The organism is Streptomyces sp. NPDC054841, assembly GCF_053611045.1.
The window spans coordinates 1-23011 of record NZ_JBSGZO010000057.1 but is presented as its reverse complement, the minus strand read 5'-3'; the positions used below and the strand labels follow the sequence as shown (position 1 = coordinate 23011).

The following is a 23011-nucleotide window of genomic DNA, read 5'->3' as shown; positions in this document are numbered from 1 at the left end:
CGGGATCGCCGGTTTGGCTAGGACGGCGTTCAGCGGCCCCACCAAGGCGACTCCAACTGGCCCCAGCGGGAGGGGCGTTCGGGGGCACTGAGGGGTAGTGGCGAGGCGAAGTGGCTCCACCCTGGCTCTTGCGGTGGAACGGTGGATGTGGTCCGCCGAGGGTGGGTGCTGTGGATGTCCTTGTCCAAGCAGGAACTGTTCGACCGAATCCGCCGGGACAGCTGGCAGCAGCAGCTGTCGATCCGAGCGTTGTCGCGGAAGTACGGCGTCCACCGGCGTCTGGTGCGGGAGGCCCTGGCCTCGCCGGTGCCCAAGCCACGCAAACAGCCGACGCGCGTCTCGCCGCGGATGGAGCCGTACAAGAAGACGGTCGACGAGTGGCTGCGGGCCGATCTGCAGGCGCCGCGCAAGCAGCGGCACACCGCGAAACGGATCGGTACGCGGCTGGAGGAGGAATTCGGGGTCACCCTTCCGTACACCACGGTGCGTGACTTCGTCACCGCTCGCCGCCGGGCGATCGCCGAAGAGGGCGGGGTGTCGGCCGAGGGCTACCTGGTCCGGCACAACGCGCCCGGGGCGGACGCCGAGGTGGACTTCGGGGAGGTGTGGGTTGACCTGGCGGGACAGCGGGTGAAGTGCTATCTGTTCGCCTTCCGCCTGGCCTATTCGGGCCGGGCTGTGCACCGCGTCTCCCGCTCATGCGGGCAGCAGGCGTTCTTCGAAGGGCACGTGCACGCCCTGTCCGCGCTGGGCGGCGTGCCGGCCGGTCAGGTGCGCTACGACAACCTCACCCCGGCCGTTCGCAAGGTCGTCTTCCGCAGTCGGCTGCGGGAGGAGAACCCGAAGTGGACCGCATTGCGCGAGTTCTACGGGTTCACTCCCTTTTACTGCGAGCCGGGACTGCGCGGCGCCCATGAGAAGGGCGGAGTGGAGGGCCAGGTCGGCTACTTCCGGCGCAACTACCTCACCCCTGTCCCGAAAGTGGAGACGCTGGAGGATCTCAACCAGCAGATCACCGTGTTCGAGGAGCGCGAACTTGACCGTCGGATCGGCTCGCGGATCCGCACGATCGGCCAGGACTTCGAGCGGGAGGCGCCACACCTGCTGCCGCTGCCGCCGGAGCCGTTCGAGACGGCGATGACCTTCCAGCCGAGGGTCGACCGCTACAGCCGGATCACCGTGAAGATGTGCTCGTACTCCGTCCCTGTCCGTTTCATCGACCGCAAGGTCACCGTCCACCTGACCGGCGACGCGCTCGTCGTGTTCGAAGGCCGCCGTGAGATCGCCCGCCATGCCCGGCTCGCCGGTCGCGGCCAGGAGCGTCTGGTCCTGGATCACTATCTGGAGGTGCTGCTGCGCAAGCCCGGTGCCCTGGACCACTCCGAGGCTTTGCACCAGGCCCGTGCTGAGGGCACCTTCACTGCCGAGCACGAGGGGTTCTGGGCCATGGCCAAGCAGCAGCTCGGCGAGATCGAGGGAACGAAAGCCCTGGTCAGGGTCCTTCTATTGCACCGCCACCAGCAGCACTCGGACGTGCTCGCGGGTCTGCGGGCCGCCGTCGCGCTGGGCACCTGCAGCGACGACGTGGTTGCCCTGGAGGCCCGCAAGGCCGCCCAGGCGGCCGGCCGGGCACCTACCGTCACCGCAGCACCGGCGCCGCCGGATCAGACGGACCCGCTCGGCCCGCAGATGCCGCAGGTCAGCCACCTCACCCCGCGCCGCCTGGCCAAGCCATTGCCCGATGACGCCCGCCCCCTGCCCCGCCTGGAGCAGTGGGACGAACTGCTCCGCCTGCGCCGGAAGGATTCATCATGACTGCCGCCCATCACGCGCTCACTGCCCAGGCGTCCGACGCCGCGATCGACACCGCCTGCCGCATGCTGCGGCTGCCCACCATGCGGGCCCAGGCCACCGACACCATCGCCCGTGCCGAACGCGAAGGGCTCTCCTACGCGGGTTTTCTCGCCGAGCTGCTGATGGCCGAGTGCGAGGACCGCGACCGCCGCCGGGCCGAGCGCCGTATCCGGGCCGCCCACTTCCCGCGAGAGAAGTCCCTGCGCGACTTCGACTACCGCGCCAACCCCAACGTCGACCCGGCCGTTATCCACTCGCTTGCGACCTGCGACTGGATCGCGAAGGGCTACCCGCTGTGTCTGATCGGGGACTCCGGCACCGGCAAGTCCCACCTGCTGATCGGCTTGGGCACTGCGGCCGCCATGGCCGGCTACCGCGTCCGCTACACCACGGCCGCGGCCCTGGTGAACGAGCTGGTGGAGGCGGCCGACGACAAGCAGCTCGGCAAGACCATCGCCCGCTACGGGCGTGTCGACCTTTTGGAAATCGACGAACTCGGCTATCTCGAACTCGACCGTCGCGGCGCCGAGATGCTCTTCCAGGTTCTCACCGAGCGTGAGGAGAAGAACAGCATCGCAATCGCCTCCAACGAGGCGTTCACAGGCTGGAGCAAGACCTTTACCGATCCGCGGCTCTGCGCGGCGATCGTGGACCGGCTCACCTTCAACGCCACCCTCATCGAGACCGGAACCGAGTCCTACCGCCTGGCTCGCACCAAAGCGAACAAGAACGCAGGAGCGGCCGAACGCCATCTGGCATGATCGCGCGGTGAGTAATGCGAGGCTGCTGGCCGCAGAAGGCGTGGAGTCACATATCCGGGCGTTCTTCGAGGGGCATTCCGTGGAGGTCGTCGACTACGACCTCGGGCCAGAACGGCGAGAGGCGATCGCCGACCTGCGTGTTCTCGTAGTGGGGCCCGGTCCCCGCAGCGACAGCTGGGCCTATGTGACCGCCGGGTGCTGGGCCGCGATGGAGAAACACGGTCATGGGCTTGAGTTCGTCATGACCGCCCACGTCCGCGATCAGCGGTTCATCGACCTCATGGCAATGATCGCCCACTACCACTGCGGAGGGCACCGACTCGACCTGGAGCACAGCATGCCGATCGGCGAACCGTGGGTGCCAGGCTCGACCTGCGACCACCTGCTCATCAGCCTGCCCTACCTCCACGGCCCCGACCTCGAACACTGTCCCCTGCCCGGGGGGCACGCCCGCATCCTGTGGACCCTGCCGGTGACGACCGCCGAGATCGAGTTCCGCCGACGCCACGGCCACGAAGCGTTGGAGCAACTCTTCGACGAAGCAGAGATCATTCCGACCGATCCGTTCAGATCCTCTGTCGTCTGAGTTCGCGTCCGCACCACACTGGTGGTCCCAGAACAGACCGCCCTCCGGGACCATCTCAAGACGCCCGATCTTCACCAATCACTCGCAAAATGGGGCCAGTCGGAGTCGCCGTGGTGGGGCCGCTGAACGCCGCCCTAGCCACCGGTTTGGCTAACCGGCGATCCCGCGCTATGTTGCCCCGCCTGACGGGGCTCCGATGTCCTGCCTTTCGCTGCCATGGTGAGCGCCGTGGTTGTCACTCTGGCCTTCGCTCACACTCCCGGTCGATGCATCACACTTCTTCGGCCCACCCCAGTCCAGGCAGTTGTCCAGGCAGAACCAGGCCCTCGCCTCTTCCCCTGAGAAGGGGCGAGGGTCTCCTGCAGCACTGTCCGAATCGCGCCCTACTGCCATGCGGTGGGCGCGGGTTAACTCAGACGTTCGCCCAGAGCTGGGTTGGTGAACTGAGAGGAGAGCTCGATGGCAGACAGGGCATCCACACAGGTTGCGGGGACCAGCCCCGCGCTTCTGATCGCCGTGGAGGAGCTGGCGACTGCGCACGACCGCAGCGAGTCCGAGCGGTCCGACATCACCAGCTCGCAGAACAGCGCGGGAGATGACGGCGACAACCGCGACCTGAACCTCCCGAAGGAGTAAGGGGAACCCATGGAGCACCGGCTCGTCAGCCACATCGAGAAGGCTCTCGGCTGGGACGGGCCGGGTTCCGTGGGGACCGCGTTCGCGCGCGGCCGTCTCACGGACCCGGAGTTGCCCGTACGGCTGTTGACCCCGCTCAGACTGCTGGACCTGATCAAGCGCCGCCATCTGGCCAATCCGCAGCTACGCTGTTATGCCGAGGGCGACGAAGTGCACCCGTCCACGTTCCTGTCCACCAACGTCAACCGGCGCAGGCAGGCCGTGAGCCAGGCGGACATGGCGGCCCTTGGACGAATCCTCAACGACGGCGGCACCGTGGTCCTGGATCATGTGGACTTCTTCGACCCGACGCTGGAAGTCGCCTGCCGGGCCCTGGGCTGGTGGTCTGGCGAACTCACCTCTGCCAACGCCTACCTCGCGGTCGGTGACACCGACGGATTCCATCTGCACTGGGACGACCACGAGGTCATCGCCGTGCAGCTTTCGGGCGAGAAGTCGTGGGAAGTGCGCGGCCCGTCGCGGCCGGCGCCGATGTACCGCGACGCGGAACGCAACCGCACGCCCTCCGAGGAAGTGCTGTGGAAGGGCACGATGCGGACCGGGGACGTCATGCACATCCCACGAGGCTTCTGGCACACCGCGACCCGCCTCGGCTCGGGGAGTGGTGGGCACTCCCTGCACGTGACGTTCGGGTTCACCAAACGGACCGGTGTTACCTGGGCCAACTTCCTCTCTGATGCCGCCCGCGCCGATGAAGCGTTCCGTCGCGACCTGGAGGGCGCCCAGGGCAGCGCGCATCAGGTGCTGACGGACAAGCTCAGCGCCCTGGCCGCCACCTACAGCCCGGAGCGGTATCTGGACGAACTGCGGTCCAGCACCCCGCCCGCACGCCACATGCCGCACGTGGCCGCCTTCGGGCGGCCGGACGGCGTCGTGGCCGTCACCGAGTTCGCGCCCTCCATCGTCCGCTCTGGTGACACCGTCCAAGTGTGCGGTGGCGGCAAGCGGCTGACCTTCCACGAGCGCGCAGAACCGAGCCTGCGTGCGCTCCTGTCGGGTCATCCGGTCTACCTCGACGGCGCGCCCGACGACATCATCACTTTGGCCGACTTGCTGATCACGGAGGGGCTGTGCGAACCGCTGACGGAACTATCGTCCTCGGGCTACACCGGTCTGGTCACGCCCGTGACCTACTCGAAGCAGCCTCCGACCTCGGTGTAACACGCCTCGACACCGCGTCCAACTACCTCCGCCATCGTTCCCACGAGGTCCTGAAGAGGACGGCCGGCGATCTTCTGCCGAAATTCTCGGTCTCCACCAAGGTCGGGTATTTCCCCGAGGGACACAGTCTCGCTCCCGCCCGGCTCCGCGTAGCCGCCGAGCAAGCCACCAAGGACCTCGGGCGGGAGCCTGAACTGGTACTTCTCCACAACCCAGAGCACTCGGCACCCGACGCCGAAACGCTGGCACAGGCGTGCACGGCCCTGGCCGATGCCGCACGGGCCGGGCTCTGCCGTTCCTGGGGCGTCTCGACCTGGGATCCGCGCCCCCTCATGGACTTCGACGTGCCATGCCCTGATGTCCTTATGGTCCGAGCGGGGCTGCTGGTCGGGGTCGACGTCCTCGAAGCGGCCGAGGCCCTGGCCATGCGGTGGTGCCCGTCGCAGGTGTGGGGCATGAGCCCCTTCGGCGGAAGTACGGTCGAGGCGGTTTGGGAACGCTTCGATCCGAGGATCTTCCTGCGAAACTCCCCCTCGGCCACGAAGATCCAGGCTGCGTTCCGATCCTCCTACGGCCTGCCCCGAGTCGACGCGGTCGCGGTCGGCACGGACGACGTCGACCACCTGCGGGAGCTGACCGAGGCCCTGGTGTACGAGGTCGACGAGAACGTGGTCCGGGAGTACAGGCAGCTCCTCAAAGCCCGTCAGTCCGCCTGAAGTTCCTGCAGCAGCTGTTCCGCCGTCTTCCGCGCGGGGACCAGGCGGGGGTCCTCGGGATCGGCGTAAGGGCCGAGGATCTTCGCGGCGACGAACAGCGTCATCAGCATGCCGTCCCGGCTCTCCAGATCCTCACGCCGCTCGCTGCGGACGCGGTCGGCCAAACCCGGGACGGCGAGGGAGGCCCCCCACAGACTTGCCGCGTCCAGGCCGCGAGGGGCCATGCCCCAGTCCTCCCAGTCGAACACGCAGAACACCGGCGCCGTGATATTCGCCCAGTTGAAATCTGCATGGGCCGGCCGCCATTCGGCTACGGCCGCATCGACACCCGGGAAGACGCTGTGGATCGTTCCCCTGACCAGGTCCTGAGTGAGGGTCTCGGTATCCGGTGTCGCGATACGGTTTGTGTGCTGCGCTGCCAGGGCATCCAGCGAGGCGTTCAGCGCATTCCACCACTCCTCGGGCAGCTGTGGATCCTCCGCCACTACGGCGCTGCTCACTGGCGCCGCCGGCAGCATCTCCGTCTCGTCCGCTCGCCACATCACCGGCTCCGTGGCGTCCCGCCACGCGACGCCCGTGAGCCAGGCCGGTTTCGCGATCCCGCGAAGGGCCTCGGCGGACGCGGTGCCATCCCCTCCCTGGACGCCGATCCGATCGAGTCCGCGCCGCTCGATCCGCACCCACGTATTGCGGTCCGTACGCGCCCCCAGAGACCGGCGCTTGCGCACTACAGCCTCCCGGCTAAGGCGTACCTCAAGCGACCGTTCGACACGGTCCAGCACGGCTTCCACAGGCTCCTTGCGCAGGTCCACTGAACGCGGTGTCATGCGCCCGAACGTACCAAGTCCCAGCCACATCGCGAGGGAGATTCGGGGCGAGGCGTACAGGTGCAGCTGACGAGGAGATAGATCCCGTGCTGCCCTCTAGGTGAGGACGCGCCCCGAACGGGGACAGGTGCGATACCGGGCTTACGGGGCGCTGGGCTGCCGTCGGGCGGCATCAGCGACATAAGTCGCTCGTGTCCGGTTCAGAGACCGCGGCTGATCGTGTGCCCGGTCGTTGGCGGGGAGATAGCTGGCGGCGAGGGTCGGAGTCGGACGCTGCGGGGGCGCCTTGCGGTATTGGTGCGCCGGGTGCCGGTTCCGTGGGCGAGGGTCTCGGAGAGGTCGGCCAGCAGCGAACTTGGGGTGTGCGGGGACGCGGTGAGGGCCCAGGTGGGTCGGTCGGGACCTGGACCGGCCCAGACGGTCCAGGTGGCGAGGTTCTGGCTTGGGTGCTGGGCGGCGAAAGCGTCGAACCGGACCCCCGCGTCCCCGGCGGGGGACGTCCAGCCGATCCATCGCCCGTCCACCGTGTGCTTCCACCCGGCATCGGACAGGGGGTGTGTGGCGGCGGCGACGGTCTTCTCGTCCACCGGGGCGCCGACGGCCGTGTCCCAGCCGTCGCCGTCGGCGAGGTGATCCAGCAGTTCCTGCAGCACTGGGGCCGGAGTGGCGGCGGTCGCGGTGAGGACCCACATGCGGTCGGAGACGGGCGTCTCGTATGCGGCGATGGTCCAGGCGGTCTCGCGGGGGTGGGCTTCGTGGACGCGCTCGATGCGCAGGGTCTGGGACTCGTGGATCGCGTGGGTCGTCTCGTCCGACCAGGTCCTCCACTTCTCCCAGTCGCCGTGTGCATCGAGGAAGGCGTCGAGGAGGGCGTCGTGGTCGCCGGCGTCGGCCAGGTAGGCCGGAACGGTTTCCGGCTCCGGGCGGGCCGGGTCGGGCTTGGCCGCGGTGAGGTCGAAGGTGGTGCGGGCCTCGGCGGCGGCGCGTTCGGTGTCGGTCAGGGGTGCCGGGCCGGGGCGCATGTCTGCGGCGTGGACCTTCTCGAAGGCGAGCATGGCTGCGGCGGGTGAGCCGAAGGTGTCGGCGACCTGGCGCAGGTGGTCCTCGCCGTGGAGGTAGACGGACTTGCCGTTGCGGCCGAGGTAGGTGCCGACCGCGACGGTGGTGTGGCCGTCGTGGGCGTGGGCGTGGATGAGGAGCTGGCCGTGGCGGATGTCGTCGTGGATCTTCTGGGCTTCGTTGGAGACCTCGCGGATTTCGCTGCGGGTGCACCAGGGCATCGGGTAGTTGCCCCAGGTCCATTCCTCGTGCATGGCCTCCTGGAGCCGAGGTGTGATCTCGACGGTGATGCCTTCGGCGGACAGGTGCTTGGCTGCGTCCTGCGCCCAGTAGGGCTCCTCGTGGTCGATGCGGACCAGGACCAGGGTGTCGTCGGCGACGACGGTCCAGTCGGCTGCCTCCAGACCCAGGTGGGCAACGTGGGCCTGGCTGCCGGTAAGGACAGCGATCACGGCGCTGGGATGGGTGGGGTGGGTGTCGAGGCGGACGTGGGCGTCGATGGGGGGAGTCACGGTGGGGCGTCGTCTCTTCTGCCGGTGGCCGGGCCTTCGCGTCCGGCCACCGGCGTATGCGGGGGCTATCGGGTTGCTCGCGTGGCGCGGGCGGTGTGCGCGGCTGTGGTGGTCGGGGGGCCGGCGCGGGTGGTGGGCGCCGGGTGCGGTCGCTGCGGCGAGGCGGTTCCGGTGGCGTGATGCCAGCGGGTGCGGACGGCGCCGATGTCGGCGAGGGATCGGCGGGCGCCGACGACGAGTTGGAACGGGGTGTTCGCCGGGTCTCCGGCGTACGCCTCGATGCGCCGGCCCGTGTGGTCGGCGGTGGCCAGGAGGGAACGCTGCAGGGCGCGCTCGCCCCAGTGCTCTACGGAACCAGCCGGTTCGGCCAGCAGGCGGAGCACTTCGCCCGGGTTGCTTCCGTCGTCCAACACACCGCGCTGCTGGGCCTCCCACAAGACGGTGACGGGGTCGACGGGCTCGCGGCGCCGGGCGAGGGTGGTCAGGCACTGCCACAGGCCGGCGTGCAGCGGCAGGGTGAGGTCGTCGGGGAGCAGCCACCGGATGGAGTCGATGTCGGCGGGGTGGGCGGTGGCGGTGGCGAGCAGCAGCTGCTCCTCCTCGACCGCCTCGGTGCGGTCGGGCGCGATGGCTGGCGGCGGTGCCAGGGTGCGGGGCAGGACTCCGGCGCGCGGCGGGAAGCGGCTCGCGATGTCGTCCACGACCGCGGCGAGTGCGTCGGCCTCGGCGAGCACCGTCTGGACGGGGTGCGGGAGGGAGGCATCGTGGACGGTCTGGACGAGGCGTTCGGCGGCCGTCTGCAGACGGCGGCGGGCGTGTTCGGCCTCGACCATCCGTGCGTAGGCCGGTGCGTGGCGGGGCCAGGGGCAGACCTGGATGAGGGTGTGCAGGTACGAGGCGGTCAGTCCGCGCGCCTGCCCGCGTCCCTTGGCGAGCACGCGGTCGAGCCATTTGGTGTTCTTCGCGTGCTCGGGGGGGGCGGGCGGAGGCAGGGTGCTGATCGCGGCGAAGAGGGCGGCGTGCGCGGCGGTGGAGAAGGAGTCGGCGGCGATGCCGGTCACGTCGCCGAGACGGTGCGGGTCGAGGAGGAGGGCGCCGAGGAGGGCCTGCTCGACGTGGAACACCGGCTGCGGCGGTGCGATGGCGTCGAGGCCGTCTTCGTCGGGTTCCGGGGTGTGGGGCATCAGGCGGCGAGGGTGAAGTCGTCGGGGTCGAGGGTGACGCCGAGGTGTGGGGCGAGGAGGTGGCCGGCGAGCAATGGGGGTACGGCGTTGCCGATCTGCGAGAACTGCTGGCCCTTGTTGCCGGCCCAGGGGTAGTCGGCGGGGAAGGTCTGCAGGAGGCCAGCCTCGCGGGCGGTGATCCGGATCGGCTCCGGCACCGCCAGCGCGTCCGTGCCCTTCTCGTCCGTGTCCTTGGTCGGAGCCGAGGCCGGTTCGGCGACCCAGGTGCACTCGTTTGCCCGGTGCCCGAAGAACAGCGTGCCTGCCGGCTCGGACAGCGGACGGACGGTGGCGTTGGCCTGGTTGTTGCTGCGCAGGGACCAGGACCAGCGGTGCGCCTCGGCGGTGAACGTCGGAGCCGGAGCGTCGGCGGCCCGGTTCTCGCGTGTGCCGTGCCGGGCCTTCCAGCCAGCGCCTTCGCGGCGGGACTGCAGGACAACGCCATCCGGCCGGGGCATCCATGTGCCGCGCTCTCGGGCGTCGGAGAGTGTCTTGCGGGAGCCCGACGGGAAGGGTTCGGGTCCGCCGCCGGGTCCGCCGCCGGCACAGACGGTGGGAACGGGCCGGTCGGTCGCACCCCACCCCAGTGCCTCGGCCATGCTGACCCACCGGGCGCGGCCCGGCCCGAACAGCGATTCAGGCTCGGCGACTTGGGAGTGCGTGGGAGTGGGAGGCTGTGCCGTGCGGACCCGGGAGGCGAGGAGGATCGCCCGCCTCCTGGTCTGCGGAACGCCGAAGTCGGCGGCGTTGACGATCCCGTACCAGACGGAGAACCCCCAGCCGCGCAGGACGGCCGCGTACTGCTTCCACAGCGGCAGGACGTCCGGCACCTCCTCCATGGCCACCCAGTCGGGCTCGCCGACCGTGTTCAGAGCGTGCAGATAGCGCATGGGTTCGGCTGCGAGCAGGGAGCGCTCGTCGCGGCACGCGGCGAGGAGGCGTTCGCGGGTGTCACGTCCGGCGGCCAGGTCCTCGACCGCCGCGTGCACCAGCGGCTGGTCGAGTAGGCCAAGGCGCTTGCCGGCCATGCTCCACGCCTGGCACGGAGGGGAGGCGATCAGCCCGCGCGTGCGGCCGATGAAGGGCCACGTCGGATACCGCGCCACGTCGGTACGAACCGTCAACTGCCCCGCAGCGAAACGGGTTTTGCAGGCCCACTCGTCCCATTCCAGACCGACGTCGCGCACGCCGAGGACGCCCAGTGCCCAGCTCCAGCCGCCCGGCCCCGCGAAGAGGTCGAGTATCACGTGGCCAGCCCGAAGTCGTTCTGCGCCAGCGCATCCGCCTCCCCGCGGCACGCCCAGGGTGAGCAGCCGTCCGCGACGCCGTTCTCCAGCTCGTCGGCCTCGTCCGCGCTGGGCAGGGCGGTCCGTTCGGCGGCGGTGACGTGGTCGATCGGCGCCTGGCTCAGCGGGACGCGGGAGCGGTGCAGAAATGCCTCGCCGAGCAGTCGGCTGCCCGCCGCGTTGGCGCGGGCATTGCCCTGCCGGATGGCCGCGTCGAATTCAACGACGTCCGCCCACTCGGACGGCGATGTATCCCTGATCTGCCGCCACTGGGCATTTCCGTGGAACGGGCATCCCAGGCAGCTTGATTTCGGTGTATCGGCAAGCCCGAGCGAGGTCAGGTAACGAATGCAGTCGGCCCTGCTCCAGGACAGATCCAGAAGAGGATGCCGGTTGCGCATGTACTTGACGTCGGCGTCCTTGGCGCGATGGAATTCATCCGTGGATATTCCCACCCACTGTTCGACGAACACTCCCTTGGGGATGCGCAAAGGATAGGGGTAGCCGAGCAGTTCGCGAACCTTCTGCTTTATCGGCTTCACCTTATATTCGCCGGTGCACTGCCTTCGGGTCATTCCAGGTCGCCCATCCCTATTGAGAATGTGGAGAGGCATGGATGCGAACCGGTGATCGGGGTTCAGTGCGTCGCTGCGAATGTTCCCGGACGATACGCGCAGCACTGGGATTCCGGCGGGCTTGGCTATCTCCTTCTCTATGCGGTCAAGATGCGCGTAAACCGCTTCGGGTTCCCACCCGGTGTCGGCAAAAATGGCATAGTCGACCTTCGGTAGGATGCCCTCGGCTGACAGGGCGAGCAGGGTGCTGGATTGAACTCCCGCGCCAAGGGAAAGGGCACGGAATCGGGGCTCATCTGAAATGTTCTGTCCTGGGGTGTGAGGAATGGGGGCGCGCTCTCACGGCGGCCAAAGCGTCAGTGGCTGGGGGAATCAGCTGGTCGCGGGATATGGCTGCGAGAGGGCGGGGATGCGGTCGAGGAGGTCGACGGCCGACTCGATGAACTGCTGCGGTGACGGGCCGACCAGGACGACTCGTCCTGATTCGGCGCCGGCTTGGCGGCGCCGGTTCTCCACGGCGCGGGCAAGGGCTGCGGTCAGTTCGGCGCCCGCGTCCTGGGCGGCCCTGGCGATCTGCGCGATGCGGTCGAGGACCAGCAGATCCGCGGGCGAGGGCTGCGACGCGTGCTGGGCGAGGTCGAGGAACAGCCGCAGGGCGGTGCTGGAGAGTTGCTGAGCGTCGGTTATCCGCGCGGCCAACACGTGCGCGTGGTCGACGGGGAGGGCGCGCAGAGCCCGGCGCAGGGTGGATGCGTCGGCTGTGATCCGGTCAAGGGTTGGGGCTGAGGTGAAGCGGTCAGGCACGGGTCTCCGTGAAGGTGTGCGGGTTCAGGGCCTGGGCGAACGCGGCGGTCAGCGCTGGGGCCTGTCCGGGGTCGGTGGCCAGGCCGCGGACGACGGGGGTGCCGATGACAACGGCGTCCACCAGCGGAGCGACGCGTGCGGCGAGGTCAGGGGTAGAGATCCCCACACCCGAGACCACCGGCAGCGGGCTCGCGGCGCGCAGGCGCCGGGTGAAAGCGGCTAGTGCTGGGATGTCGAGCGGGCCGCGGTAGCCGGTGGGAGCCGTGCTGGCGGGTGCGTAGAGCCATCCGGATGCGCCGGCCACTGCGGCCGGGATGCCGGTGTCGGGCGCGGTGCGAGGGACGAGGCGTGGGGTGCGAAGGCCCACGTCCCGGGCGACGTCGTACCAGCGGGCCACCTGGTGAGCAGGAAGGTCGACGACCATCACGCCTACAGCACCGGCCTCGGCGAACAGGCGGGCCAGGCGCTCGGGGCCGTGGCGTCTGACGGGTTCCCAGTAGGTCATGACGACGGTCGGCCGCAGACGGGCGGCATGCTCGACAGCGCGGAGCATGCGGTCGAGGACGTTGCCGCGTCGCAGGGCGCGGTGGTAGGCAGCCTGAATGACGGGTCCGTCAAGGCGAGCGTCATGGTGGGCGAGGCCCACCTCGAACAGGTCGGCCCCTGCCCGCGCGATCTGGTCGAGGTGACGACGCTCGGCAGTTGACGGGTGCAGGCCGGCGGGGACGAACACGCCCAGCGCGCACCGCGGTTGGGTGAGCAGAGTGTGCAGGGAGGCGGAGGTGGCCAGGGTGGTGCCTTCCAGGCGGGTGGGCTGTCGCCGCCGGTCAGCGGCGGCGTCCGGCCGGTGGAGTCGGGGTGGTCGCGGGGCAGCGGTACTCCGGCCGTGATCGCGGTGCGCGCCGGGCGCGGTGTCCGCGGTGGGCCGGCTGCTGAAGGCGGGAGCCACGCGTTCGAGGGCCTGGGCGATCTGCTGAGCCTGCTCGTGGGTGTCATGGAGCGGCTTGGCGACGTCGTCGGGGAGCCGGTCCCACTGGGCCCGGTACTGGTAGCGCTGGATGATCTCGGCGGCATTGCGCAGCTGCTCGGCGACCTGCCGCAGGACTGCGGTCTTCTGCGCGGGGGCAGTCGCGGTGTGCGTGGCCTGCAAGAGCGCGTCCAGGGCGGCGGGCAGCGTCTCGTTGTCCGTGGGAAGTCCGTAGAGAGTGGCGTGCAGTGCCTGGGCGTAGACCGTCACTGGCCCGCCCCGACCGCGGTCGCGGTACTCGACTGGGGCCTGTCGGCGGGCGCTGAGTTCACGGTCACGTCACGGGGAGAGGCACCGGGGTGGAGCTGATCGGCGAGGGCGCGTGCTAGATCATGCGCGGTCGGGGTGTTGGAGGACGTGGTAACTCCAATCGGACGACGCTGATGACGTCTACGAAGGTGGTCAGCGAGTGCGGCGACGGGCCGATGGCGGCGCGGTCAGTGAGCCGGTGGCGGCAGTTGAGGGGCGGCGCGCTGCGGCGGGGATGTCGGCTGGCGTGGGGATGCCGAGGTCGACGCGGGCGCTGAGACCGTGGGCGTATGCGTGCGTCTCGGCAGCGGTGACAACGCCGAGCAGTCCGCGCTCGTCCAGCCCGTCCTGCGGGCGGTAGGACGAGCCGTCTGCCGTGGGGGTGAAGCCGTGCTGCTCCAGGAGGGAACGGGCGGTGGTGGTCTCGGCGGTCACGGCAACGGTGCCCTCACCGACCCGGAAGTGAAGGTCCGGATCGCCTGCCGGATGGTCGGGGCTCCAGCGTGTCGTCCAGGAAAGGTCGATGAGGTCGTGGGTGTGGGCCAGGAGCCCGTACATCGCGACTCCGGCGCGTTCGTGCGCGTCCTGTGCGGTACCCGGTGGCAGCAGGTAGAGCCTGCGGCCGAGGTGTTCGCGGACGAGGAAGCCGGCCTCGGTCAGCAGCCGGTCGGCGTTGCGGATACGCCGGTTGAGGACGACGAAGGTGTGTCCGTCGTCGGTGGACCCGATGAACACATCGGGGATGTCCAGAGGAGACACGGTGGTCCAAGGGTTTCGGTGGGCGGCATGCCGGGCGGGGCGCCGACGCGAGACTGCGTCGGGCGCCGCTGGCGGGGACGGACTGGCCGGGTCCGCAGGGCGTGCGGCGGCGGGGGTACGCAGCGCGAGGGGAGGAAGATGTGGATCAACGTGTCGCGGCACGTGTCGCGGTTGCGGCCGGGCAGGTGGGTGAGGGGGTTCTGCCCGGAGTGGCGGTGGTCGCCGATCAGCTGGGGCAGGGACTGGGTGACGGCGGCGACGACCTCGATCGGGGTCTGCCGAGTGAACTGGGCCTCCCAGAAGGGCTCGTGATGAGCGACCGACCACCATTGCCCGCGTGTGTGGCGGGAGTTGAAGTTCACGAACAGGCTGCCGTCTGGGCTGCTGACGGTGATGCGTCCGGTCGCGCGCTCGTGCTCGCTCGTCCAGCCGAAGAGGCGGATCAGCGGGCCGATCGCGTCGGCGAGCCGGTCGATCCCTGCACCTGCCAGATGGCGCGGTGAGACCAGAACGCGGTCCTGGGGCTCGAAGTGCGTCACCGGCGGGCTCCCTGCACCGCAGGAGCCTTGGATGCGGCTCTTGCGGGTGGCGCCGCCGTGGCTGCGGGGCGCGGACTGGCCAGGGCCTGCCGCCCGTACTCGGTGACGGTGATCTTCTGCCCGTGGAACAGGGAGGTGCTGGTGTCCCAGTCGACGAGCCCGCGCTTGTTCAGGGCCCGGAAGGTGGCGATCGAGACGCGGGTGCCGTCGTCGGTGGCGACACGGGTCACCCCCAGCCCTCGCTGCGAACTCTCGTACAGCTTCCCTCCGCCGAGGGCGAGGGCCTTGAGGGCGTCGTACTGAGCGCTGGTCAGCGGAGGGCCGTCAGCCCGCCGCGCTGAAGGGGTTTCGTGACGTGTGGCGGCGAGGTCGCGCGTGATACCGGTCGCGACGTAGTGGCACGCGGTCGCGCTCAGGTCGAGCTGGTGGGCGGCGTCGGCGAGGTGGCCGGTCATCTTCGGGATGGCTTCGGCGTGGCGAGTGGTGCGTGTCGAGGTGTCGTCCGCCGCATAGCCGGGGAACGGCGCACCTTCGTAGGGGTTGGCGTACAGCGCGCTGGCGAGGTCGTTGCCAGCCAGGGAGGAGGCGACCACGACCGAGGACAGACACTCCAGGCTCGCGCGACTGCCGGCGATGCTGGTGTACGCGCTGGAGTCGAGCGCGCCCAGGCGGACGAGGGCGGTGGCCGTCAGGTCCTGGGCCTTGAGCAGGAGCGGGCTGATCTGCCGCAGCGCGTCGGTACCTGGGGTGTAGGAGATGTCCCGAACCCGGGCGTGCAGGGCTTCGAAGTCGCTTGCCAGGCAACGGAGTTGTTGCGCTTGTTCTGCAAGGTTGAGCGGGGTCATGGGGTGGTGTGGCTCCGGAGGATCGGTCAGCGGCTTCGGGTGGCCGTCTTTGCGGCGGCGTGAGCGGGCGCGGGTGTCGTGCCGGGTGTCCTGGCGGTCGGCGGGCGGCTGATGGCGGCGGCCAGGGCGGTGGTGCCGGCGGTGGTGAGACGGACTCGGTCTTTGAGCGGTCCGCCCACGTAGGCGGAGGCCGCGGACTTCGGGACGCGCTCGGCGAGGCCGTTCGCCTCCAGCGACCGCAGTGTGGCGATCAGCACGCGCTCGTCGCGGTAGTGGACGTACTGCCGTCCCAGGGAGCTGGTGGCCACGACGTGCCCGCAGACGATCTCCCATAGGGCGGTGTGCTGCGTGGCGGTCAGCTGGTGGTCTGGAGCGTCGGTGGTACTCCAGCGTCGGCGTCGGATCTCGCGGGCGACGCTGTCGGCGCAGCCCATGACGGCTTCGGGAGCCAGGGCGGTCAGCGTGCGGGCCGTCGGGAGACGGTGTTCCGTGGAGGCGCCGCTCAGGAAGGCGAGCTGCTGGAGGCGCGCCACTGCGTCCGACAACTCGTGACTTTCGTAGAGCCGCTCGTCGGTGACCGCCTTGAGGGCGGCGCGGGTCGCGGAGGCGAGTTGCTGTGCGGAGGCGACGTGGGCGTCGGGCTCGGACTGCGAACCGGCCCGCAGAAGGCGGTCGAGCGTGTCGTTGTGCTGCACGTACTGGTCTGCGAGCAGCATCAGCCGTTCAACCGGCGTCGGCGGGGCGGCCACGTCGAACAGGAGGCCGTCGGCGGGCGGTGTCGTCATGCTCGGCGCCGGACGGCCGGGGCGTGCGACGGCACCGGGGCGGGTGCGCTCGCAGCAGCGGGGGGCCGCGGCACCTCCAGCGCGGTGCGGGTTGCGGCCAGGGCCCGCCCCGCGTCGTCGAGATGGACCCGCAGGCGACTGTGGTGGTCGAGCGAGTCGAGCTGTTGCTGGAGCGTGTCCTGCGCTGTGGTGGGTGAGGGTGATGAGCGGGGCGAGGGCCTGGGTGTAGTGGGCGACGGCTCGCCCGAGGTGCCCGGCGCTCGCGCCGAGCGTCTCGGCGGGCGGGGGGTTGGCGACGTTCGGGGCGAGCTGGAACTCGACGTCGGCGGCCATGCGGGCAGCGAGGTGGCACAGCAGGCCGATGTGCCGCGTGGCGTTGAACAGGCCGGTGCCGTCCACGGTGATGTAGTGGTCGCGGATGTCCGCCGTCACGGCATCAACGGCTTGGCGCGTGGACATGTCGTCGAGGTCGGTGGGTTCGTAGGTGTGCAGGTCGTCTCCAGGCATGCGGTTCAGGGGGCTTGCCACAGGAAGCGAGCGACGTGGTCGTTGCCGTGACCGGCCCGGGGGCGGGAAGGGGTGTGCCATCCGGCCCGGGGTGGACGGCTGGCGACCAGGTGCCAGCCCGCGCCGCGCAGAGATGCGCCGCTCTCGCCTTCCTGGGTAAAGGTGATCAAGCGCCGGTATCCGAGGGCTTTCGCCGCGCGCCACGACGCCCCGTACAGCAGGGAGTTGGCGTTGCGTGCGCCGTCGCTGGCGGTCCGGGTGACTTCGAGGGTGGCGCCGTCGTCGAGGTGGCGGGCCACGGGCCGGCCGACGATGGCCACGGCGCGCAGTGTGCCGGTCTCGTCGGCGGCTCCGACGGCGAAGATCTGTCCTACGGGCGGCGGGTGGTGGCGGTGCCAGGCGCGCACGAAGTCCTTCGCCTCGCGGGAGCGGACCGGGACCAGGTGCAGCCGGGCGTCGTTCACACGGCCTTCCCGAAGTCGGACTGTGTCGGCGCGTGCTTCGCCACGGCGCGGGCGGTGATCGCCTTCGAGGCGCGGGCGGACGCTGCGGATAGCTCCTCCGCTCCGGGCTCCAAGTACCAGGGCCGCAGGTCGAGCATGGCGGCCCTCATGCCGGTGGCGAAGCAGAGTGCGGTGCCCTTGGGGAGGGCGCGGATCGCGTCGGCGGGCAGGATCCGCTCCTGCCGCATGCTGACCGAGGTCGACTTGCCGGACTCCGAGTGCGAAGTGGACGTGGTCTCCACGTCGTGGTCGCCGATCAGCCGGGACAGCTTGTCCGCGAAGTCGGGGTCGTCGATACCGGACCCGATCACCTTCACGGTGGAGGCCGACCACATGGCGTCCATGCCCGCGTCCCCCCAGACTTTCTGGCCCTGGCGGTAGCTCTGGAGGATCGTGATGGGGATGATGCCGCGGCTGCCGAGGTGGGAGTACAGGTCCGGCAAGTCGCTGATCTTGCACACGTTGGCGGCCTCGTCGAGGATCGCGAGCATAGGCGGATCGAGGCGTCCCCCGGCACGCTCGGCCTGGGCGGTGGCGGCGCGCATCACCGAGTCCGCGCACGCCGCGATCAGCGCCGAGGCCCCGCCGCCACCGTCCTTGCTCAGCAGGAACAGCGTGTCGGTGGAGGTGACGAAGTCGGCAGGCCGGAACTCGGCGACGTCCTTCTGCGGCGTCACCCACGCGGCGATCTCGGAGTTGAGCAGGGCGGCGGCGTACTGGCGGGCGGTCTCGTAGATGCCGTCGCGCGTCTCCGGCGGGCCCTCGACGGTGCCCTTGAGCTGGGCGGCGACAGCGGCGAAGTCATGGTCGCGGAGGATGTCGAGCGGAGTACGGTCGGCGGGGAAGGCCAGCCACTGCATGATGTCGGTGATCGGCCGCTCGTCGAGCGCCGCGGCCAGCAGCAACTGGGACAGGATGTTGCTGCCGGCCTTCGACCAGAAGTCGCCCTGCTGGGAGGCATCCACCGAGGCGGCGAGGAAGTGCCCGGCGAGCCGGTTCGCCCCGTCCAGGGTTCTTGCGCTGGCGAGAGGGTTCCACCACATCTCGCGTGCGGCGTGCGCGATCTGCTGCGGGTCCATGGTCCACACCGCTCCCGCCTTGGCCCGGGCCTCGTAGGCCGTGGTGAAGGCGTCTCCGGCGGCCTTGTTCGACGTCAGCAGGACCGGGCCGGGCGCGGCGAGTATGGAGGGGATGGCGAGCGAGGTGGTCTTGCCGGACCGGGGTGCCATGATCGCGACGGCGACGTCCTCGAACCCCATCCGTACCTCGTGGCGGCTGCCCTGCAGGTTGCCGAGGAGGATGCCGGTGTCCTTCGCGTCGATGCGCTTGCTGTCCTTCAGGCTTGGGCGCAAGGAACGGGCTTTGTCGGTGATCGCCTTGGCCATCAGCGGCTCGATGTCCCGGGCCGCGGCCATGCCGGTGATCTTCTTCCGACCGCCGCTTCGGTTCTTGTGCCGGGCCCACAGGACGCCCGCCCCCACACCGAGGGCCAGGAGCAGGACAAGGGGGACGATGCGGGCACCGATCAGCAGGGACGTTTCTCCTGCGTCGGGCCAGACCTGCTCGGGGTGGAGCAGGGCTTCGGTCGGCTGGTAGGGGGCCCAGGCGGTGCCGGTGAGGTAGGCGGTGATGTTGCCGGACAGCCAGGCGAGGTGGGACAGGGGGACGACGACGGCGAGCACGCCGAGGAGGAGGCGCAGGACGAGGTCGTACCCGTCGGTGTTGCTGTTGGAGGAGGAAGGGGGCAAGGGCTACGTGCTTCCGGGCGGGGACGGGGGTCAGCGGCTGCGGTTGTTCTTGGCCGGCGGCTGTCGCGTCGGGATCGGGCTCGTCGGCGGGGCGGCGCGCCGGGCCGCCAGGGAGTGGACGCGTTCTTCCAGCGCGCCGGCGACGTACACGGCGAGCACGTCCGTGGTCCTACGGGTGACGACGTTCGGGTCGCGGGTCGGGAGACTGCACCCGCTGTCGATGCGTGGCACGGGCTTCGGATCGGCGAGTGCAGCGGTGAACGCGGCGACCAGGCGGGCGGGAGTGTGCGCGTCGAAGCGGGCCTGCCATACCGGCCGGTCCGGACCGAGCGTGGAGGTGACGAACCAGGCGCCCGCTTCTTCCGCGCTGCCCAGTCGCTGGAGGTACGCGGTGCCGTCGGGTGACACGAGGCCGTTGTCCGCGGAGACGGGCGTCCAGCCGATCTGTTGGAGCGGCTCGTACGGATCGGAGGGCGCGCCCGCCGTCGGGGCCGGGTCGGTGAGGGCGTCGGTGACGGCCGCGATGAGTTCGACCGGCGTGCGGGCACCGAAGCTCGCGTACCAGGCGGCGTGGTCCGGCCCCGCCGCGTGGCTCAACGTCCACCACTGTCCATCCGGGTCGGGCTCCAGGCGCAGGAGGGCCTTCTGGTCGGGGCTGGCGAGCAGGACGCGCGGCATCAGGGGGTCGTCGCCGTAGCTCCAGCCGCAGCCACGGTGGAGGGGGACGGTGATCCAGGCGGGGTCACCGCCGCCCGCGAGGTGGCGTGGGGCGATGAAGTCGACCTCGACGGTCTCGGGAGTCGGGGACATGCTCACTTCCGTGCCGTAATCCGCCGGACGGGTGCGGGGACCGGTATGAGGGCCAGAGGCGAACGGGCCTTGCGAGCGGCGGAGTTGATCTCCCGGAGCGCCTTGCCGTGGGTGGCCCAGTCGTCGAGGTAGCTCCACGATTCGGCGTGATGCTCGGCGAGGGCGTCGTCGAAGTCGGCTTTGCCGGGCTTGGCGGTGGCGGGGAGAGCGTCTCGGGCCTGGAGCCACTGCTCGTGCAGTTCGTCGAGCCGGTCGAGGGCGTCGCGCAGGACGCCCAACTGGTAGACCCAGCGGCTCTGCACCGTGTACTCCGGCAGCTGGACCAGCTGTGTCTCGGCGGTGGCCAGCAGGTGACGGGCGCCGTAGCGGAGCGGCTCGAACGCCGTGAGGGTGTCGGCGTCGCGCTGGCTCGCGCGCCTGCCGTAGGCGTGGTCGTCGTGGGGCCAGCCGTCGAGGTCGGTGTGCTCGTCGGAGTAGGCGTCCCAGGCGTCGAGGATCTTCTTGCTGTCGCTCAGATAGTCGTCGAGGTGGCGGAGGAAGTCGTGGTGTGCGTGGTGGTCGGTGGAGATGAGGTGGGGTCCTGTCGGTTCAGCGGCGAGCGGCTGGCTGCGTGGTGCCGGCGTTCGCCGGGGTCGTCGCGGGTTTCGTCTGCTGCCGGCGGGCGGAGCGTGCGTGCGCGCGGAGGGACTTGAGGCGCGTGGCGTGGGCGTCGACCACTTGCTGTGGGCGTAGTGGGCTGGGCTCCTGCACGGCGCTGTAGTGGCCGGTGCGGTCGTACATGCCGCGCTGGAGGGGGCTATGGTCGGCCAGTGCGGTGAGGAACGATCCGATCAAGTGGGCGGGGGTGTGCTCGTCGAAGTAGGCGTGCCAGATGCGCGGGCCGTGGAATTCTCCGTGGTCGGGCTCACGGGTCTCGACGTGCCAGGACGGCTGGTCGCGGAATTCGCTCAGCGGGCGCAGTTCGATGTGACACATGGAGTCTGGCGAGCGCGCTGTGCCGTCTGAAGCGCGGTGCCACCCCGCCGAGGTCACCGGCTGCCACGGGTCCGGCTGCTGTGGCGGCGGTTCGACGAGGGCGTCGGTGAAGCCGGCGAGGACCTCGGCGGGCACGAGTTCGCCGAACTCGGCGTACCAACCGGGCTCGGTGTCGGTGGGCTCCGCCCGCAGCCGCCACCACGCGGAGGTGGCGGACTGCGGGTCGAACTGGAGGCGGTGGCGCAGGTCGGGGCTGCGCAGGACGATTTCGGCGCTCAGGGGGTCGGAGACGGGGCTCCATCCGGCGGCGGCCAGGCCGTGGGTGACGTGGCGGGCGTCTCCGGGGCCGGCGAGGTGGCGGGGGCTGGTGTCGAAGGGGATCTGCCAGGCGTGCTTGTCGGCGAACGCGGCGAGCTGCCGTTCGCTCAGCGGCACCGGCAGCACCCCGGCTCGCTCGTGCCGGCGCTGCCGTACAGGTCGCGGAGGTCGTCCACGACGTAGTGGAGGGTGTGCTGGTCGGCCTGCTCCCACGCGGCCGTGCGCAACTCGGTGATCAGAAGGTCGACCTGCGCGGTGCGCGGGACGTCCGGGTGCTCCTGCAGGGCACGGGCGAGGGCACGCAGGGTGTCGGCGAGTTGGACGGGCAGGCCCGTGTACTCGTCGAGAAGGGGCTCGACGAGTGCGAGGGCCTCCACGGGGTCGGGGTTCTCGCGCAGGTAGTCGGTGAGGTCCGAGAGCGTTTCGGTCAGGGTGCGGATGGTGTCCGGGGTGAGTGCGGGCATCGGGCTCCTTGGAACGGGGCGGCGGGTCAGCGGCGGGTCCGGGCGCCGCCGGCCGGGGTGTAGGGACGGGCGCTGGTGCGCGGCCGGGTACTTCGGGCGCTGTTGCGGGCCCAGGTGGCGGCGCGGGCGGCCGTGATCCGGGCCTGCTGCCACGCACTGAGCTGGGAGGGCTTGACGGAGACCGACCAGGTACGGATCTGCGCGCTGTGCGGAACGCGTCCGCGCGGGCGCATCACGGGATCGGGGCCGGCGAGTTCGGTCGAGAAGGCTTGCACCAGGTGCATCGGCGTGTTCGGCGTGAAGTTGGCCGTCCAGCCGTTGCCCTGCTTGTCCTTCGCTCCGGTCCACCACATCGCCGAGCCGTCGGCGCCCTGGTGGTACTGCATCCACGCGGTGCCGTCGGGGCTGGTCGCCATGTAGTGCTCGCCCTCGAAACGCGTGTGCCAGTTCTGCTCCTGCAACGGCGCCCAGACGTTGGGAGCGTGGGCGGAGCGAGGACGGGTGAGGGCGTCGGTCAGACCGGCGACGATCTCCACCGGGGTCTGCCGGCCCAGGTGCGCCGACCACTCGCCGTTGGGGCCGTCCGCTCTGCCGTGGATGGTCCACCCGCCGGGAAGGACGTAGGGGTCGTAGGCGACACGGACGGTGCGGTCCGGGCTCTCCATGAACAAAGGGCCGCGCGACTTGGACTTGTCCCGCCATCCCGAGGCGCGCAGGAACTCCGAGACGTGCCGGACGTCGCCGCCTCCGGCCAGGGCACGGGGCTGGACGAGGTAGTGCTGCTCGGCCTGCTCGCCTGGCCCCCAGCCCTGCCACTGCTTCTTCTTCACCGGCGCCGCCGGACGACGAGCGGTGCGGGTACCGGGGGCTTCGCCGCAGTGGTGGCGGGCTGGGTGCCGACATGCTGGAGGGTGTCTTTGTGTTCGTCCAGGTCGAGGGTGATGTCGTGCAGTTCGTTCGAGGCGCGGCCCAGCGCGAGCCACACCTCTGCGGGGAGAGCGCCTCGCTCTGCCTGGTCCTTGGCGAACACGCTGCCGGTGGCGACGAGGTGGGTGATGCCGCCGAGGACTCCGGCGTCCGCGTCGAGGACGCGGGCGATGACCTGCGCGGCCTGGGGCGGGGGGAGCTGCGAGAGGTGGTCGGCGAGCTGGCCGAGCTGGCGGGTGATCTCGCCGGCCAGTCTCACCGGGTGGGGGGTGGGGTGGGACATGCTCCTCCGGGTCGGTGGACGGTCAGTGGTGGTGACGGTTGCCGACGCGCTGCGTCTCGGCGAGGACGGCCTCCGGGCGGGCGCCGGCCAGCGGGGAGGCGCGGTCGGGGCCGGTCGGGATGCAGGCGCGCAGGTAGCGGCGGAACAGGGCTGTCGCGAGTCGGGGTTTGAGCCGGTTGCTGATCGGTGGGGGTGTGCGGGGTGCTACGGGT

General features: G+C 70.4%; 26 protein-coding genes and 1 pseudogene. 7 read left to right on the top strand and 20 right to left on the bottom strand.

All coding sequences use genetic code 11. The features are described 5' to 3' along the window. Nucleotides 1-174 precede the first annotated feature (174 nt). The 7 genes and pseudogenes from istA to ACWGI8_RS11270 all read left to right on the top strand — a co-directional run bounded on the left by istA (nucleotide 175) and on the right by ACWGI8_RS11270 (nucleotide 5774). Nucleotides 175-1815, top strand: coding sequence for an IS21 family transposase (gene istA / locus ACWGI8_RS11300; RefSeq protein WP_453659926.1), 1641 nt, complete (start codon nucleotides 175-177; stop codon nucleotides 1813-1815). Beyond that, entirely contained in the window at nucleotides 1812-2615 is an 804-nt protein-coding gene (gene istB / locus ACWGI8_RS11295) for an IS21-like element helper ATPase IstB (protein WP_453659924.1), read from the top strand. Before istA ends, istB begins: the two co-directional genes overlap by 4 nt. A gap of 7 nt (nucleotides 2616-2622) precedes the next feature. Then, nucleotides 2623-3201, top strand: a complete 579-nt coding sequence (locus ACWGI8_RS11290; protein ID WP_453659922.1) for a suppressor of fused domain protein — start codon at nucleotides 2623-2625, stop codon at nucleotides 3199-3201. Between the two features lie 459 nt (nucleotides 3202-3660). Continuing rightward, on the top strand, nucleotides 3661-3837 hold the full coding sequence (locus tag ACWGI8_RS11285) for a hypothetical protein (protein ID WP_185923492.1): 177 nt from the start codon (nucleotides 3661-3663) through the stop codon (nucleotides 3835-3837). Between the two features lie 9 nt (nucleotides 3838-3846). Next, nucleotides 3847-5058 (top strand): JmjC domain-containing protein, encoded by a 1212-nt coding sequence (locus tag ACWGI8_RS11280; RefSeq protein WP_453659920.1) that lies wholly within the window; start codon nucleotides 3847-3849, stop codon nucleotides 5056-5058. Continuing rightward, nucleotides 4968-5327 (top strand): annotated as a pseudogene (locus tag ACWGI8_RS11275) (aldo/keto reductase); the annotation flags it as partial. The gene ACWGI8_RS11280 and the pseudogene ACWGI8_RS11275, both read left to right, overlap by 91 nt. A 96-nt stretch (nucleotides 5328-5423) precedes the next feature. Beyond that, nucleotides 5424-5774: a hypothetical protein gene (locus tag ACWGI8_RS11270; RefSeq protein ID WP_453659938.1), complete on the top strand. Its 351-nt coding sequence runs from the start codon at nucleotides 5424-5426 to the stop codon at nucleotides 5772-5774. On the opposite strand, the gene ACWGI8_RS11265 is transcribed toward ACWGI8_RS11270, so the two are convergent. The 20 genes from ACWGI8_RS11265 to ACWGI8_RS11170 all read right to left on the bottom strand — a co-directional run. Further along, the gene (locus ACWGI8_RS11265) at nucleotides 5762-6601 is read right to left on the bottom strand and encodes a hypothetical protein (RefSeq protein ID WP_453659919.1); all 840 of its coding nucleotides are present in this window, start codon (nucleotides 6599-6601) and stop codon (nucleotides 5762-5764) included. The genes ACWGI8_RS11270 and ACWGI8_RS11265 overlap by 13 nt on opposite strands. A 200-nt stretch (nucleotides 6602-6801) precedes the next feature. Continuing rightward, nucleotides 6802-8172 carry a DUF317 domain-containing protein gene (locus ACWGI8_RS11260; RefSeq protein WP_453659918.1) on the bottom strand — a complete coding sequence of 457 codons (1371 nt, stop codon included), beginning with the start codon at nucleotides 8170-8172 and terminating at the stop codon, nucleotides 6802-6804. A gap of 65 nt (nucleotides 8173-8237) precedes the next feature. Beyond that, complete coding sequence (locus ACWGI8_RS11255) at nucleotides 8238-9356, bottom strand: DnaB-like helicase N-terminal domain-containing protein (protein ID WP_453659917.1); 1119 nt, start codon at nucleotides 9354-9356, stop codon at nucleotides 8238-8240. After that, entirely contained in the window at nucleotides 9356-10642 is a 1287-nt protein-coding gene (locus ACWGI8_RS11250; protein ID WP_453659916.1) for a DNA cytosine methyltransferase, read from the bottom strand. The genes ACWGI8_RS11255 and ACWGI8_RS11250 overlap by 1 nt, the downstream gene beginning before the upstream one ends. Next, the gene (locus tag ACWGI8_RS11245) at nucleotides 10639-11499 is read right to left on the bottom strand and encodes a hypothetical protein (protein WP_453659936.1); all 861 of its coding nucleotides are present in this window, start codon (nucleotides 11497-11499) and stop codon (nucleotides 10639-10641) included. Before ACWGI8_RS11245 ends, ACWGI8_RS11250 begins: the two co-directional genes overlap by 4 nt. A 129-nt stretch (nucleotides 11500-11628) precedes the next feature. Continuing rightward, nucleotides 11629-12060, bottom strand: a complete 432-nt coding sequence (locus ACWGI8_RS11240) for a hypothetical protein (protein ID WP_453659914.1) — start codon at nucleotides 12058-12060, stop codon at nucleotides 11629-11631. Further along, the gene (gene trpA, locus ACWGI8_RS11235; RefSeq protein ID WP_453659912.1) at nucleotides 12053-13297 is read right to left on the bottom strand and encodes a tryptophan synthase subunit alpha; all 1245 of its coding nucleotides are present in this window, start codon (nucleotides 13295-13297) and stop codon (nucleotides 12053-12055) included. Before trpA ends, ACWGI8_RS11240 begins: the two co-directional genes overlap by 8 nt. Before the next feature lie 192 nt (nucleotides 13298-13489). Continuing rightward, nucleotides 13490-14095: a hypothetical protein gene (locus ACWGI8_RS11230; RefSeq protein ID WP_453659910.1), complete on the bottom strand. Its 606-nt coding sequence runs from the start codon at nucleotides 14093-14095 to the stop codon at nucleotides 13490-13492. Then, entirely contained in the window at nucleotides 13993-14457 is a 465-nt protein-coding gene (locus ACWGI8_RS11225; RefSeq protein ID WP_453659934.1) for a DUF317 domain-containing protein, read from the bottom strand. Before ACWGI8_RS11225 ends, ACWGI8_RS11230 begins: the two co-directional genes overlap by 103 nt. A 173-nt stretch (nucleotides 14458-14630) precedes the next feature. Beyond that, nucleotides 14631-15479: a hypothetical protein gene (locus ACWGI8_RS11220; RefSeq protein WP_453659909.1), complete on the bottom strand. Its 849-nt coding sequence runs from the start codon at nucleotides 15477-15479 to the stop codon at nucleotides 14631-14633. A 26-nt stretch (nucleotides 15480-15505) separates the two neighbouring features. Continuing rightward, nucleotides 15506-16771: a hypothetical protein gene (locus tag ACWGI8_RS11215; RefSeq protein WP_453659907.1), complete on the bottom strand. Its 1266-nt coding sequence runs from the start codon at nucleotides 16769-16771 to the stop codon at nucleotides 15506-15508. Nucleotides 16772-16776: 5 nt separating this feature from the next. After that, a complete protein-coding gene (locus ACWGI8_RS11210) occupies nucleotides 16777-17235 on the bottom strand; it encodes an XF1762 family protein (protein ID WP_453659905.1) in 459 nt (152 codons plus the stop codon). After that, nucleotides 17232-19022, bottom strand: a complete 1791-nt coding sequence (locus ACWGI8_RS11205) for a type IV secretory system conjugative DNA transfer family protein (RefSeq protein WP_453659904.1) — start codon at nucleotides 19020-19022, stop codon at nucleotides 17232-17234. The genes ACWGI8_RS11210 and ACWGI8_RS11205 overlap by 4 nt, the downstream gene beginning before the upstream one ends. Before the next feature lie 30 nt (nucleotides 19023-19052). Next, the gene (locus tag ACWGI8_RS11200; RefSeq protein ID WP_453659903.1) at nucleotides 19053-19832 is read right to left on the bottom strand and encodes a DUF317 domain-containing protein; all 780 of its coding nucleotides are present in this window, start codon (nucleotides 19830-19832) and stop codon (nucleotides 19053-19055) included. Between the two features lie 2 nt (nucleotides 19833-19834). Then, nucleotides 19835-20134, bottom strand: coding sequence for a hypothetical protein (locus ACWGI8_RS11195; RefSeq protein ID WP_453659901.1), 300 nt, complete (start codon nucleotides 20132-20134; stop codon nucleotides 19835-19837). A 286-nt stretch (nucleotides 20135-20420) separates the two neighbouring features. Then, nucleotides 20421-21242: a DUF317 domain-containing protein gene (locus tag ACWGI8_RS11190; protein ID WP_453659900.1), complete on the bottom strand. Its 822-nt coding sequence runs from the start codon at nucleotides 21240-21242 to the stop codon at nucleotides 20421-20423. Next, entirely contained in the window at nucleotides 21233-21589 is a 357-nt protein-coding gene (locus ACWGI8_RS11185) for a hypothetical protein (protein WP_453659898.1), read from the bottom strand. Before ACWGI8_RS11185 ends, ACWGI8_RS11190 begins: the two co-directional genes overlap by 10 nt. Before the next feature lie 26 nt (nucleotides 21590-21615). After that, the gene (locus ACWGI8_RS11180; protein WP_453659897.1) at nucleotides 21616-22419 is read right to left on the bottom strand and encodes a DUF317 domain-containing protein; all 804 of its coding nucleotides are present in this window, start codon (nucleotides 22417-22419) and stop codon (nucleotides 21616-21618) included. Beyond that, nucleotides 22416-22799 (bottom strand): hypothetical protein, encoded by a 384-nt coding sequence (locus ACWGI8_RS11175; protein WP_453659895.1) that lies wholly within the window; start codon nucleotides 22797-22799, stop codon nucleotides 22416-22418. The genes ACWGI8_RS11180 and ACWGI8_RS11175 overlap by 4 nt, the downstream gene beginning before the upstream one ends. Before the next feature lie 22 nt (nucleotides 22800-22821). Continuing rightward, nucleotides 22822-23011, bottom strand: a 190-nt coding sequence (locus ACWGI8_RS11170) for a hypothetical protein (RefSeq protein WP_453659894.1), incomplete at its 5' end; no start/stop codon positions are given.

Excerpts from the sequence above, each read along its gene's own strand:
- istA (WP_453659926.1), top strand. The coding sequence starts at position 175 with ATGTCCTTGTCCAAGCAGGAACTGTTCGACCGAATCCGCCGGGACAGC.
- istB (WP_453659924.1), top strand. The coding sequence starts at position 1,812 with ATGACTGCCGCCCATCACGCGCTCACTGCCCAGGCGTCCGACGCCGCG.
- ACWGI8_RS11285 (WP_185923492.1), top strand. The coding sequence starts at position 3,661 with ATGGCAGACAGGGCATCCACACAGGTTGCGGGGACCAGCCCCGCGCTT.
- ACWGI8_RS11280 (WP_453659920.1), top strand. The coding sequence starts at position 3,847 with ATGGAGCACCGGCTCGTCAGCCACATCGAGAAGGCTCTCGGCTGGGAC.
- ACWGI8_RS11270 (WP_453659938.1), top strand. The coding sequence starts at position 5,424 with ATGGTCCGAGCGGGGCTGCTGGTCGGGGTCGACGTCCTCGAAGCGGCC.
- ACWGI8_RS11265 (WP_453659919.1), bottom strand. The coding sequence starts at position 6,601 with ATGACACCGCGTTCAGTGGACCTGCGCAAGGAGCCTGTGGAAGCCGTG.
- ACWGI8_RS11255 (WP_453659917.1), bottom strand. The coding sequence starts at position 9,356 with ATGCCCCACACCCCGGAACCCGACGAAGACGGCCTCGACGCCATCGCA.
- ACWGI8_RS11220 (WP_453659909.1), bottom strand. The coding sequence starts at position 15,479 with ATGACCCCGCTCAACCTTGCAGAACAAGCGCAACAACTCCGTTGCCTG.
- ACWGI8_RS11215 (WP_453659907.1), bottom strand. The coding sequence starts at position 16,771 with ATGCCTGGAGACGACCTGCACACCTACGAACCCACCGACCTCGACGAC.
- ACWGI8_RS11200 (WP_453659903.1), bottom strand. The coding sequence starts at position 19,832 with ATGTCCCCGACTCCCGAGACCGTCGAGGTCGACTTCATCGCCCCACGC.
- ACWGI8_RS11185 (WP_453659898.1), bottom strand. The coding sequence starts at position 21,589 with ATGCCCGCACTCACCCCGGACACCATCCGCACCCTGACCGAAACGCTC.
- ACWGI8_RS11175 (WP_453659895.1), bottom strand. The coding sequence starts at position 22,799 with ATGTCCCACCCCACCCCCCACCCGGTGAGACTGGCCGGCGAGATCACC.